The organism is Streptomyces sp. SID486 (genome assembly GCF_009865385.1).
Classification (GTDB): Bacteria; Actinomycetota; Actinomycetes; order Streptomycetales; family Streptomycetaceae; genus Streptomyces.
Map to the genome: position 1 here is coordinate 1 of NZ_WWJT01000222.1, position 12,157 is coordinate 12,157.

A 12,157-nucleotide genomic window follows, 5' to 3' on the forward strand; every position below is an offset into this window, starting at 1 on the left:
GCCTAAAGGTTGTCCCGTAACCGGTGGGGCGGTTGGTGCGTTGGCTGGGTATGGGTGGGGTGATCTCAGCAGATGATCCGAAGTGGATCGAGCCGTTCTCGGGGCTGACCGAGGTGCAGTTCGCCAGGCTGGTGGCACTGGTGCGGCGTCGAGGCGGTGACGTGCAGCGGGGCCGGCCGTGGCGGCTGTCGCTGGAGGACCGGGTGCTGCTGGTGGCGACATACTGGCGCACGAACCTCACGTTGCGGCAGGTGGCGCCGTTGTTCGGCATCTCGAAGTCGGCCGCCGACCGCGTCCTCGATCACCTGGCACCTCTACTGGCCCTCTCGCCGGCACGCCGTCCGCGCAAGGACACCGTCTACATCGTGGACGGCACCCTGGTGCCCACCCGCGACCGCAGCATCGCCGCATCCAGCAAGAACTACCGCTACTCGACCAACCTTCAGGTCGTCATCGACGCCAACAGCCGCCTGGTGGTGGCGATCGGCCTGCCGCTGCCCGGCAGCCGCAACGACTGCCGGGCGTTCACGGAGTCCGGCGTCGACCGGGCCTGCCGCGGCACCCCGACCATCGCCGACGGCGGCTACCAGGGAACCGGCCTGCTCATCCCGCACCGAAGACGACGAGGCCAGAGGCACCTCAGTCCGGAGCAGGAAGCGGAGAATGCTGTCCACCGCCGGGCGCGAGCACGTGTGGAACACGCCCTGTCACGGCTGAAGAACTGGAAGATCCTGCGCGACTGCCGACTCAAGGGCACCGGCGTACACCACGCCATGCTCGGCATCGCCCGACTCCACAACATGGCCCTCACCGGATAACCCAGACCCCATACGGGACAACCTCTAGAACGGGAATCCGCTGCGGCCGTGCTGCACCGAGATCCACTTGACCGTGGTGAACGCCTCCAGCGTCGTCTCGCCGTTGAGGCGGCCGAGACCGGAGTTCTTCTCACCGCCGAACGGCACGATCGGCTCGTCGTGGACGGTGCCGTCGTTGACGTGGAACATGCCGGTGTCGATCCGCTTGGCGAAGGCCACGCCCCGCTCGATGTCCCGCGTGTGGACGGCACCGCTGAGGCCGTACGGGGTGCCGTTGACGATCCGGACCGCCTCCTCCTCGCCGTCGAACGGGACGAGGAAGACGACGGGGCCGAAGACCTCCTGCCGGAGCAGCGCGGAGTCGGCGGGTACGCCGGTCAGCACGCTGGGCCCGACCAGGTTGTCGGTCGTGGTGCCCCGCACCAGAGCGGTCGCGCCCTCGGCGATCGCCTGCTCCACGGTGCCGGAGACGGCGCCCGCCTGCGCGGAGTTGATCACCGGGCCGATGACGGTCTGCGGGTCACGCGGGTCACCGACCTTCAGGGTCCGGACCTTGGCGACGAACTTCTCGGTGAACTCCTCGGCCACGGACGCGTCCACGAGGACCCGGTTGGCGGCCATGCAGACCTGCCCCTGGTGTACGAACCGGCTGAAGACCGCCGCGTCCACCGCGTAGTCGACGTCGGCGTCGTCCAGCACCACCAGCGCGCTGTTGCCGCCCAGTTCGAGGACCGAGCGCTTGAAGTGCCGGGCGCACACGGTGGCGACGTGCCGGCCGACCTTGTCGGAGCCGGTGAAAGAGATGACCTTCGGGACGGGGTGCTCGATGAACGCGTCGCCGATCTCGGCGATGTCGGTGACGACCACGTTCAGCAGGCCGCCGGGCAGCCCGGCGTCCTCGAAGATCTTCGCGAGCAGGGTGCCGCCGGTGATCGGGGTGTTCTGGTGCGGCTTGAGCACCACGGCGTTGCCGAGCGCGAGGGCCGGGGCGACCGACTTCAGGGACAGCAGGAAGGGGAAGTTGAAGGGGCTGATCACGCCCACGACACCGACCGGCACCCGGTAGACGCGGTTCTCCTTGCCGTCGACCGGGGAGGGCAGGATCCTGCCCTCGGGGCGCAGCGCGAGATGGACCGACTCGCGCAGGAACTCCTTGGCGAGGTGGAGTTCGAAACCGGCCTTCACGCGCGTGCCGCCGAGTTCCGCGATGATCAGGTCGGCTATCTCCTGCTCACGGTCCTCTATCCACCGCAGCGCCCGTTCCAGGACCGTGCGCCGGGTGTAGGGGTTGGTCTCGGCCCACTTCTTCTGGGCGCGGGCGGCGGCCTGGTATGCCTGGTCCACCTCGTCGACCGTGGCGACCGTGATCGAGGCCAGCTTCTCGTCGTCGTAGGGGTTGAAGTCGATGACGTCCCAGGAGCCCGAGCCCGGGCGCCACTCGCCGTCGATGTACTGCTGGGCCAGGTCGGTGAAACAGGACGCCATGTGATCCCTCAATCGCTAGCGGACGCCAGATCTACGCCAGGTCTGATTACACGTCATCGTACTTGCGACACAGGGGAGTTGAGCAGAGCACTCGGTCAGGAGAGCTGCAGGAGACCACGGAGCAGGTCCCGGCTCTCGTCCGGGCCGGGGCTGTCCTGCTGCAGCTCCTTCAGGGCGTGTTCGTACTGGGCGACGTCCTCGCGCTTGTCCAGGTAGAGGGCGCTGGTCAGCTGCTCCAGGTAGACCACGTCGGACAGATCGGCGTCGGGGAAGCTGAGGATGGTGAAGGCACCGCTCTCACCGGAGTGCCCGCCGAAGCTGAACGGCATCACCTGCAGGCGGACGTTGGGCCGCTCGGAGATGTCGATCAGGTGCTGGAGCTGGCCGCGCATCACCTCGCGGTCACCGTAGGGACGGCGCAGGGCGGCCTCGTCCAGGACGATGTGGAACTCGGGGGCGTTGTCGGAGAGCAGGTACTTCTGCCGCTCCAGGCGCAGCGCGACCCGGCGCTCGACGTCGGCGGCGCTCGCGCCCTGCATACCGCGGCGGACCACCGCGCGCGCGTACTCGGCGGTCTGCAGCAGGCCGTGCACGAACTGCACCTCGTAGACACGGATCAGCGAGGCGGCGCCCTCCAGGCCCACGTAGGTGGGGAACCAGCTCGGCAGGACGTCGGTGTAACTGTGCCACCAGCCCGCCACGTTGGCCTCCCGGGCGAGGGAGAGCAGCGACTCGCGCTCCGCCTCGTCGTTGATGCCGTAGAGCGTCAGCAGGTCTTCCACGTCTCTGGTCTTGAAGCTCACCCGGCCCAGCTCCATCCGGCTGATCTTCGACTCGGAGGCGCGGATCGAGTATCCCGCCGCCTCGCGCGTGATGCCCCGCGCTTCCCGCAGTCGCCTGAGTTGCGAGCCGAGCAGCATCCGCCGCACCACCGATCCGGGCTCTCCCGCGCTCACCTTCGCCAGCCTCCCCAACCGTCTTCAGGGGCCGAAGTCTGCCACTAAAACACTTCGAGCAGTACTCGTCCGGTTACGGAAACGGAAAGACCTCGGCCGTTTCTGCCGGGTCCGGACCGGGAAGAGGTCCGGACCTCTGGCAGGTCCGGCACGAAGATGGCAGAAAAAATGGCCAAGAAGCGGTACGGGCAGTGCCATTTCGGTCTCGTGCACGTGCATCTGCCCTTGCATCTGCTCTACGCATCCGAAACCATGGGTGCCGCGCCACCGCTGCATCGCAACGACCGCGAATTCCCGGGAGTGCCTCGCATGGGGACGAATGGATCGACCATGCTCAAGCCGTTACGGCAGGGCCTTCCGCCGTTGGATCCCGCCGCCGTGTCCGATGCGGCCTCCTGCGCCCTCCCCGCCCGCTACGAGGCCGTGCGCGAGGCCCGGCACTTCACCCGGGACACCCTGGACAAGTGGGACGTCGGCGACCGCTTCGACGACATCTGCCTGGTCGTCTCCGAACTCGTCACCAACGCCCTGCGCCACGCGGTTCCGTCCGAGCCGCCGCGCCGCGGCGACCCCCACCACCCGTCCGTGCGGCTGCACCTGATGCGCTGGACCGAGCGGCTGGTGTGCGCGGTGCGCGACCCGAGCCACGAGACCCCGGTCCCCCGCGAGGCGGACGACTTCTCCGCCGAGTCGGGCCGCGGCCTGTTCCTGGTCGACTCCTTCGCGGACAGCTGGGGCTGGCACCCGCTGGCGGGCACCCTCGACGGCAAGGTGGTCTGGGCGCTGTTCCGGCTCCGGACGGCCGGCTGATCCGGCACCGCACCGACGGACGTCCGGTGTCTACGCGCGTACATCCGTCAGGGTCGCCGCCCCCCGTCGCCGATCTGCGGGCACGCACCCGCGGCACGGTCGCCGGCCGACATCGTTGCCACCCCGCGGCGGCCGGCGCCGGCGGTCAGCTCGCGGTCAGGTGGTCGAACTCGCCGTCCTTGACGCCGAGGAGCATCGCCTCGATCTCCGCGCGCGTGTAGACGAGCGCCGGCCCGTCCGGGAACCGCGAGTTGCGTACGGCGACGTCACCACCCGGCAGCCGCGCGAACTCCACGCACGAACCCTGCGAGTTGCTGTGCCTGCTCTTCTGCCAGGCCACTCCGTCCAGCTGCGTGGCAGCCATGCCGTTGTACACGTCGTACCCCCCGTTCACGCCGTCAACGTCGCGGTCCACAGGTCGCTCCCCGGTGGTGCACTGGCTGCTGAGGCCATAGATGCTGTAGTCAACTGAACCGGATCATAGCTGTCTTCACGTGCAGCTGCCGGAGCAAATGCACGTGCACGAGGGGTGGTCCCGCGGTTACAGCTTTGACGTGTGCTTTACCCGAGCTGCTCCAGCGCCTGCCCCGGAGCAGGCAGGACATGTCCCCGGGCGGCCCCGCCCGTGATCATGTGCGCCGTCGCCCGGGCCGGCCCGCCGGGGCCGAACCCCTCGTGCACTAGGAAGAGACGCATGCCGGGCCCTTCCTGTTCCACGGTTCAGGTGACGGTCCGGTGTGCGGGCCGGCCGGATCGGCGTCCGTCCACCGGAGGGACGGCATCCGCTCGATGTCGTAGGCGAGCAGCCGTACCTCTACGGCGCCGGAGAACCTGGTGCCGGGACGCGGGGCGGAGGTCGTCCGGTACCGGTGGCCGACCCGGAGCCGGCAGTCCTCGGCGCGGACGGCCGCCGGGGGGCGAGCGGTCCGGGACCGGTCAGGGTGCCGGCCGCCCTGCCGGGTGACCCTGCTGCGGGCGGCCGGACTGCTGGTAGCTTGCGCTGCGGGCCGTCCGGCTCGGGCGGCCGGCCGCTACCGCTTGGGGGCTTTCCGGTGACGAGTGCGACAGCGAGAGTACGGAGCGCGGCCCTGGCCGCGGGAGTGGTGGGCGCGCTGGCGCTGACGGCGTGCGGCGGCTCCGGGGGCGATGACGCCTCCTCGTCCGCACCGAGCGCGTCCACGGCACCGTCCGGGAACGCGGCCTCGCCGCCCGTGACAGGGGCTTCCGCCGGGATCCAGGGCAGCTGGATCGCCGGCGCCGGCGGCAAGATCGTGGCCTTGGTGGTCAGCGGGAAGCAGGCCGGGATCTTCCAGACCGGCGGGACCATGTGCAACGGGACCGCGGGGGCCGAGAACGGCGCACAGGTGTTCCACCTGAACTGCTCCGGCGGTGCGAAGGACCGGACCACCGGCAGGGTCGACTCCGTCGACGGCACGACGCTGAAGGTGACCTGGTCGGGCAAGGTGGGCCAGGAGACGTACACCAAGGCGGAGGGCGGGAAGCTGCCCTCGGGGCTGCCCACGGTGCCCGCGCGGTGAGTGCGGGGCCGCGGGCGGTTGCTCCGAACGGTGGATCCGCAGGGGCGCGCGAGCGGGGTCCGGACGCAGGCGCCATGATGCAAGGGCACCGTCACCACCAGGACAGGGACTGCTCATGCGCGTCATTCCGCTCACCGTCACCGCCCTCGCCGCCGCCCTGCTGCTGACCGCCTGCGACGACGGTGGCGGCAAGAACGGGGACAGCGCCGACTCTGCCTGCAAGATCGGCGGGGTCTCCCTGCAGATCGGGTCGGCGAGTGTGGCCCCGGCCGCCGGCGACAGCGGCGAGATCCCCGTCAGCATCACCAACCAGAGCGCGCCGTGCACCCTGGAGGACTTCCCGGCTGTCACGCTGAGCACCGGTGACGCCGAGAAGCCCGTGCCCGTGCTCAAGGGCGCGAAGCCCCAGAAGCTGAAGCTCGCCAAGGGCGACTCCGCGTCCTTCTCGATCAGTTACGTGCGCGGCAAGGACGGGGACGGCAAGGCCGTGGCGGCGAAGGACGTGAAGATCAGTCTGCCCGGAGCCGACACCGGCCAGAGCTACCCGTGGAAGTACGGCCCGGTCGCCGGCAAGGCCGACGGGAGCGGACCGGACGCTTCCGTCAGCGCCTTCCAGCAGGTCGGCGACTGACGCTCACTCCAGCCGCGGGCGGGCCCTGACCTGTGCCCGGTCGGCCGCGCGGGCACCCTCGGTCCAGCCCGCCGCGTCGCTGACGCCGCGCAGCCGGGTCGTGGTGGTCTCCGGGAACATGTGCTCCAGCCGTCCGGCGACGGCCGTCGCGCGCGTGGCCAGCACCGGCAGCAGGTCCTGGGTCACCTGGGTCTCGGCGGCGGCCGCGAGCCGGTCACCGACGCGATGGGCGTAGGCGGCCAGGAACGACTGCCGAAAGGTCTTGGTCCGCTTGCGTCCGCCGGCCCGCTGGGCGGCCTCCGCCGTGGCCATCGCGTGCGTGGCCTGCACCAGCAGGGAGGTGTAGAGCAGCTCGACCGCTTCCAGGTCGGCCTCGAAACCGACGACCGTGGAGAAGCCGAGCGGTTCGTTCCACACCGCCCGGCAGTGGTTCGCCGTGGCCACCGCGTCCAGCAGGACGGCCTTGGCCTGCTCGTACGGCGGCTCGACCCCGATGCGGCAGGCGCCGGGCGCGTCCGGCGCGGGTGCCGCTGCGGCGAGCAGCGCCTCGTCCACGCTGTGCCGCGCCATCAGCTCCTGCGCCTTGGCGCTGAGTGCCTCCGCCTCTTCCGGATAGCCGGTCGCCTCGGCCTTGGCGAGCAGGGCGCGGATGCGGGCCAGCATGCGGGAGGCGGCCGGGCCGGCGGAGCGGCGGGGTTCCTCCTCCAGGGGCTCCAGCGGGGGCAGGCGCAGCAGCAGGCGGTACAGCTCCAGGACGGCCGTGGCGTGCGAGAAGCGGTCGGCGGTGCGGTCCGGGGCGGCGGGCAGCGCGGCCAGCTGGTCGGCCCAGCGGCGGCCGCGCGGGCGGTCCCGCCCGGCCTGCGCCCGGATCAGCGCGGCGGCCAGGCGGACGTGCCCCTCCTCCAGCTCGCGCCGCACCAGCCGTACGACGTCGGCGGGCTGCCAGCCGTGCCGCCAGGCCGCCGCCACGAACTCCTCGCCACGCCGAGCGAGTTCGGCGTCGGCGGCCGGGTCGGCGGCGAGCAGGGAGGCACCCGTGTCGAGGCCGGCGTCGGTGTCGTCGTAGAGGGCGGCCCGGAAGGCCCGCTCGACGGTGCTGGCGGTACTGGTCACAACGCCGATCGTGCCACGCGCCACCGACAGCGGGCGCCGGCCGTCCACAACCTGTGGACGGCGGACGGGGACGGCCGCGGGGGCGGCGCCGGTGTCTCACTCTTCGGAATTGCGCCCTGCGCGCGCGGGCGGCCGCCAAACATGGTCGCATGATGGACACTTCGCTCTACGCGGCGTTCCTCGCCGCCGCGTTCGCGCTCTGCGTCACCCCCGGCCCCGACATGATGTTCATCGTGGCGGTGGGAGGCCGGGGCGGACCGCTGACCGGGATGACGGCCGCCGCGGGGGTGGCCTGCGCCATGTTCGTCCACGCGGTCGCCGCGGCGCTCGGCCTGTCCGCACTGTTCCTGACGCTGCCCGTGCTCTACCACGCCCTGCGCTGGGCGGGCGCGGCCTATCTGCTGTTCCTCGCGGTCAAGGCGTTCCGCGGCGACGGCGGGCCGGCGGGCGCCGGTCCGGCGCCGGGACCGGGGCGCAGGCGGGCCTTCTGGCGCGGCGCCGTCACCAATCTGCTCAACCCGAAGGTGATCCTCTTCAACGTCTCCTTCCTGCCGCAGTTCGTGAACCCCGGCCTCGGCCACGTACGGGAGCAGTTCCTGGTGCTGGGCTGCACGATCACGGCGATCGGCCTCCTGGTGGACGGCACGGTCGGCCTGCTCTCCGGCAGGCTCGCCTCGCTGCTGCGGCGCAGCCGGCGGGTGGCGCGGGGCCTGGACTACTTCAGCGGGACGGTGTTCACGGGGCTCGCGGTGCGGCTGGCCGCCACGCCCGAGTAGGCACCGGCGGCGGCGCGGGTACCGCCCCGTCGGATCCGCCCGTCGCCGCAGCGCCCGGCGGGGATTGCTGTCAACCATCGGTTGACACCCCTCCTCTGACAACCTACGGTTGACACCATGGTGAGCAACCCGAACATCACGGCATCCGTGCGCCTCGACGACCTCATCGCGGCCATCAAGAAGGTCCACCCCGAACCCCTCGACCAGCTCCAGGACGCGGTGATCGCCGCGGATCACCTCGGTGACGTCGCCGACCACCTCATCGGGCACTTCGTCGACCAGGCCCGCCGCTCCGGTGCGTCCTGGACCGACATCGGCCGGAGCATGGGCGTGACCCGGCAGGCGGCCCAGAAACGGTTCGTGCCCAAGGAGTCCGCCGACCTCGACCCGAGCCAGGGCTTCAGCCGCTACACCCCCCGCGCGCGGAACGCGGTCATGGCCGCGCACAACGAGGCGGTCGCCGCCCGCAGCACCGAGGGCCGTCCCGAGCATCTCGTCCTCGGCCTGCTGGCCGAGCCCGAGGGCCTGGCCGCGAAGGTGATCACCGTGCAGGGCGTCCCCCTGGACGCCGTACGCCAGGCGGCGACCGCCGCGCTGCCGCCCGCCGCGGACGGCGCCCCCGAGCTCGTCCCCTACGGCCCCGAGGCCAAGAAGGTCCTGGAACTCACCTTCCGCGAGGCCCTCCGCCTCGGCCACAACTACATCGGTACCGAACACCTCCTGCTGGCGCTGCTGGAGCACGAGAACGGCCAGGGCGTCCTCAACGGCCTCGGGATCACCAAGGCGGCCACCGAGGAGCGGCTCGCCGCGATGCTGGCGCCGCTGCTGGAGGCGCAGCCCGGCACGGACGCCTCGCAGGAGTAGAGCCGCAGGTCAGCCGCATTGTCAGTGCCTCCTGCCAGACTCGCACTCATGGCCGACCGGTGGGCGCTCGCACCGGCCGAGGACGGAGGCGTGGACGTCGCCCCCCTCGGCCCGGACGGGCTGCCCACCGGCCCGGTGCGGCGGGAGAGCGATCTCGCCGGGGCGGTGCGGAGCCGCCCGGAGGTGACGCGCTGGGTGTGGCGGTCGACCGCCGAGGTCTATCCGCGTCTGCTCGCCACGGGGGTGCGAGTGGAGCGGTGCTACGACGTCGAGGACGCCGAGACACTCCTGCTGGGCCACGAGGGCCGGTACGGCGAGCCGCGCTCGGCCGCCGCCGCCCTGGCCCGCCTCCGCGGCGGCCCCGTCCCGCCCGACCCGCCGCAGCGCGCGGCCGAACCGGGAGCCCAGTCCCCGCTGTTCGAGCCGGCCGGCACACGCCTGCCCCTGCCCGACCTGCTCGCGGTCTACGCCGACCAGCTGCGCCGGCACGGGCGGACCGCCCACCCGGACCGGATGCGGCTGCTGACCGCCGCCGAGTCGGCCGGGATGCTGGTGGCCGCCGAGCTGAACCACGCGGGACTGCCCTGGAGCGCCGAGGTGCACCGCGAACTGCTGCACACCCTGCTCGGCGAGCGGTACGCGGGCGGCGGCGAGCCGCGGCGCCTGGCCGAGCTGGCCGACGAGGTGTCCGCCGCGTTCGGCCGCCGGGTCCGCCCCGACCTGCCCGCCGACGTGATCAAGGCGTTCGCGCAGGCCGGCATCAAGGTGAAGTCCACGCGGCGCTGGGAGATCCGGTCCGTCGACCACCCGGCCGTCGCACCCCTGCTGGAGTACAAGAAGCTGTACCGCATCTGGGTGGCGCACGGCTGGTCCTGGCTGCAGGACTGGGTGCGCGACGGCCGCTTCCGCCCCGAGTTCCTCGCCGGCGGCACGGTCACCGGGCGCTGGGTGACGAACGGCGGGGGCGGCCTGCAGATCCCCAAGGTGATCCGCCGGGCCGTGGTCGCCGACCCGGGCTGGCGACTGGTGGTGGCCGACGCCGACCAGATGGAACCGCGCGTGCTCGCCGCGATCTCCCGCGATCCCGGTCTGATGGAGGTGGCCGGCCGCGAGAGCGACCTCTACCAGTCCGTTTCCGACCGCGCCTTCTCCGGCGACCGGGACCAGGCCAAGATCGCCGTACTGGGTGCGGTCTACGGCCAGACCTCCGGTGACGGCCTGAAGAACCTCGCCGCGCTGCGCCGCCGCTTCCCCCGGGCCGTCGCCTACGTCGACGACGCGGCCCGCGCGGGTGAGGAGGGCCGGCTGGTGCGCACCTGGCTGGGGCGCACGTGCCCGCCGGCCGCCGGGGCGGGCGAGGACGCGGCGGAGGAAGCCGGCATCCCGGTCGGCGAGGAGGAGCCGGAGGGCCAGGCCGGCTGGGTCCCCGGGTACGCGTCCACGAACTCCCGCGCGCGAGGCCGCTTCGCGCGGAACTTCGTCGTGCAGGGCAGCGCCGCCGACTGGGCCCTGCTGCTGCTCGCCGCACTGCGCCGCGCCTGCGCGGAGCTGCGGGCCGAACTGGTCTTCTTCCAGCACGACGAGGTGATCGTGCACTGCCCCGCCGAGGAGGCCGACACGGTCGTCCGGGCCATCCGCGAGTGCGCCGACCTCGCCGGCCGGCTGACCTTCGGCGAGACTCCGGTGCGGTTCCCGTTCACGACGGCGGTGGTGGAGTGCTATGCCGACGCCAAGTGACCTGCTCCGCAGGGCTGGTCCGAGGGTGGAGAAACGCTCGCGGCCCAGCCGGGCCCACGACCACCAGGTCCACCTAGCCGCCAGGGCCGCCGGTCAGTCGCCGAGGAGTTCTCGCAGTTCCGCCAGGACCGCCTGCTCGTCCGTGCCGTCCAGGGCCTCGCGAGCCGCGCGCCAGGCGTCGTGCGCCTCCGCCCGCCGACCCAGTTCGCGCAGCAGTAACCCGTGCTGGTGCAGGGCCAGCCCGCCCACGTAACGGTCGGTGCGGTCGTCGGCCCGGCGCAGCAGCTCGGCACACTCACCGGCCGCCCGTTCGCACTCCCCCAGTTCCCGCAGCGCCCGGACCAGACCGAGCCGGGTCTGCGACTCGCCGTGCCAGTCGTTGTGGGCGCCGAGGATACGCAGGCTCTCTCCGAAGTGCCGGGCGGCAGCCTGCGGTTCGCCGAGGGTGAGGTGGGCGTAGCCGATGTTGCAGTGCGCGGTGTGGCGCACGATGACCGCGCCGATCGTGTCCCCGATCGCCAGCGAGCGAAGGTGCTGTCCGATGGCCGCGCGCGGGTCGGTGTGCTCGTAGAGGTTGCCGAGGTGACTGCGGGTGACGGCCTCACCGTAAGGGTCGTTCAACAACCTCGAGTAGCCGAGGCTCTGCCGCAGTGCCTCCCCCGACTCGTCGAACCGCCCGAGCCCTTCCAGCAGCAGACCACGGTTGTTCAGGCACCGCCGGATCCGGGAGGCCGCCCCCAGCCGGACCCAGATCTCCAGGGCCCGGTCGGTGAGGGCGAGGGCCTCGTTCTGCCGGCCTGTCAGGAAGTGCAGGCCGGCGAGGTCACCCAGCGCGTACGCCTCGGCCTCCGGGTCCCCGAGCCGCCGCGCCACTCCGAGCGCGGTCCGCCCCAGCACCTCCATCTCGGCGACCCGGCCGCTGCGCTGCACGAAGGGGAAGAGCAGTCGTGCGAGCACCGACAGATGGGCGGCCATGTCCGGATCGTCGGTGTCCGCGTTCCGTGCCACCAGGGCGACGACGTTCTCCAGCTCGACCTCGCCCCAGGCGAACGCCTGCTCGGCCGACTCGAAGGACCCCAGCGCGGCCACTTCCGTCGCGTGCCCGGCCGGCTGCGCGGCGGTCGGCCGCCGGCGGTCCTCCTGGTCGAGCCCGGGCTCCACCACCGCCGTCAACACCCGCTCGGAGGCGGCGGCGTACCAGCGGACGGCGATGAGGTCGGTGGTGGTGGGAGGCGCTGCGGTCGTTGGGGTCGTAGCGGTGGTGGGGGCCGCAGCGGTGGTGGGGGGCGCGGCGGTCGTGGGGGTCGCAGCGGTGGTGGGGGGCGCGGCGGTCGTGGGGGTCGCAGCGGTGGTGGGGGGCGCGGCGGTCGTGGGGGTCGCAGCGGTGGTGGGGGGCGCGGCGGTCGTGGGGGTCGCAGCGGTGGTGGGG

The 12,157-nt window shown here is 72.2% G+C and carries 12 protein-coding genes and 1 pseudogene; 7 read left to right on the top strand and 6 right to left on the bottom strand.

Annotation, left to right across the window (positions count from 1 at the left end; all coding sequences use genetic code 11):
- The first annotated feature begins 50 nt into the window (after positions 1–50).
- Entirely contained in the window at positions 51–818 is a 768-nt protein-coding gene (locus tag GT045_RS11700; protein WP_161295462.1) for a transposase, read from the top strand.
- Positions 819–842: 24 nt separating this feature from the next.
- On the opposite strand, the gene GT045_RS11705 is transcribed toward GT045_RS11700, so the two are convergent.
- Positions 843–2,303 (bottom strand): aldehyde dehydrogenase family protein, encoded by a 1,461-nt coding sequence (locus tag GT045_RS11705; RefSeq protein ID WP_161293780.1) that lies wholly within the window; start codon positions 2,301–2,303, stop codon positions 843–845.
- Between the two features lie 95 nt (positions 2,304–2,398).
- The gene (locus tag GT045_RS11710; RefSeq protein ID WP_161334111.1) at positions 2,399–3,223 is read right to left on the bottom strand and encodes a helix-turn-helix transcriptional regulator; all 825 of its coding nucleotides are present in this window, start codon (positions 3,221–3,223) and stop codon (positions 2,399–2,401) included.
- A gap of 345 nt (positions 3,224–3,568) precedes the next feature.
- On the opposite strand from GT045_RS11710, the gene GT045_RS11715 reads away from it, so the two are divergent.
- Positions 3,569–4,069 carry an ATP-binding protein gene (locus tag GT045_RS11715; protein ID WP_202515956.1) on the top strand — a complete coding sequence of 167 codons (501 nt, stop codon included), beginning with the start codon at positions 3,569–3,571 and terminating at the stop codon, positions 4,067–4,069.
- A 145-nt stretch (positions 4,070–4,214) separates the two neighbouring features.
- Here GT045_RS11715 and GT045_RS11720 read toward each other — a convergent pair whose 3' ends face one another.
- Both GT045_RS11720 and GT045_RS40440 read right to left on the bottom strand, forming a co-directional pair.
- Positions 4,215–4,484 (bottom strand): DUF397 domain-containing protein, encoded by a 270-nt coding sequence (locus GT045_RS11720; RefSeq protein ID WP_345942616.1) that lies wholly within the window; start codon positions 4,482–4,484, stop codon positions 4,215–4,217.
- A 146-nt stretch (positions 4,485–4,630) separates the two neighbouring features.
- Positions 4,631–4,765 (bottom strand): hypothetical protein, encoded by a 135-nt coding sequence (locus tag GT045_RS40440; RefSeq protein WP_272926852.1) that lies wholly within the window; start codon positions 4,763–4,765, stop codon positions 4,631–4,633.
- Positions 4,766–5,121: 356 nt separating this feature from the next.
- On the opposite strand from GT045_RS40440, the gene GT045_RS11725 reads away from it, so the two are divergent.
- Together GT045_RS11725 and GT045_RS11730 are read left to right on the top strand one after the other, a co-directional pair.
- Complete coding sequence (locus tag GT045_RS11725) at positions 5,122–5,607, top strand: hypothetical protein (protein WP_345942617.1); 486 nt, start codon at positions 5,122–5,124, stop codon at positions 5,605–5,607.
- 115 nt (positions 5,608–5,722) lie between these two features.
- On the top strand, positions 5,723–6,238 hold the full coding sequence (locus tag GT045_RS11730) for a DUF4232 domain-containing protein (protein WP_161293777.1): 516 nt from the start codon (positions 5,723–5,725) through the stop codon (positions 6,236–6,238).
- A gap of 3 nt (positions 6,239–6,241) precedes the next feature.
- On the opposite strand, the gene GT045_RS11735 is transcribed toward GT045_RS11730, so the two are convergent.
- Positions 6,242–7,351 carry a DUF2786 domain-containing protein gene (locus GT045_RS11735; RefSeq protein WP_345942618.1) on the bottom strand — a complete coding sequence of 370 codons (1,110 nt, stop codon included), beginning with the start codon at positions 7,349–7,351 and terminating at the stop codon, positions 6,242–6,244.
- 149 nt (positions 7,352–7,500) lie between these two features.
- Here GT045_RS11735 and GT045_RS11740 point away from each other — a divergent pair, with 149 nt between their 5' ends.
- The 3 genes from GT045_RS11740 (at position 7,501) to GT045_RS11750 (ending at position 10,728) form a co-directional block, all read left to right on the top strand.
- The gene (locus tag GT045_RS11740) at positions 7,501–8,127 is read left to right on the top strand and encodes a LysE family translocator (protein ID WP_161291707.1); all 627 of its coding nucleotides are present in this window, start codon (positions 7,501–7,503) and stop codon (positions 8,125–8,127) included.
- 117 nt (positions 8,128–8,244) lie between these two features.
- Positions 8,245–8,991, top strand: a complete 747-nt coding sequence (locus tag GT045_RS11745; RefSeq protein WP_161334110.1) for a Clp protease N-terminal domain-containing protein — start codon at positions 8,245–8,247, stop codon at positions 8,989–8,991.
- A 48-nt stretch (positions 8,992–9,039) separates the two neighbouring features.
- Complete coding sequence (locus GT045_RS11750; protein ID WP_161291703.1) at positions 9,040–10,728, top strand: bifunctional 3'-5' exonuclease/DNA polymerase; 1,689 nt, start codon at positions 9,040–9,042, stop codon at positions 10,726–10,728.
- Between the two features lie 93 nt (positions 10,729–10,821).
- On the opposite strand, the pseudogene GT045_RS11755 reads toward GT045_RS11750, so the two are convergent.
- Positions 10,822–12,157, bottom strand: a pseudogene (locus GT045_RS11755) (transcriptional regulator); the annotation flags it as partial.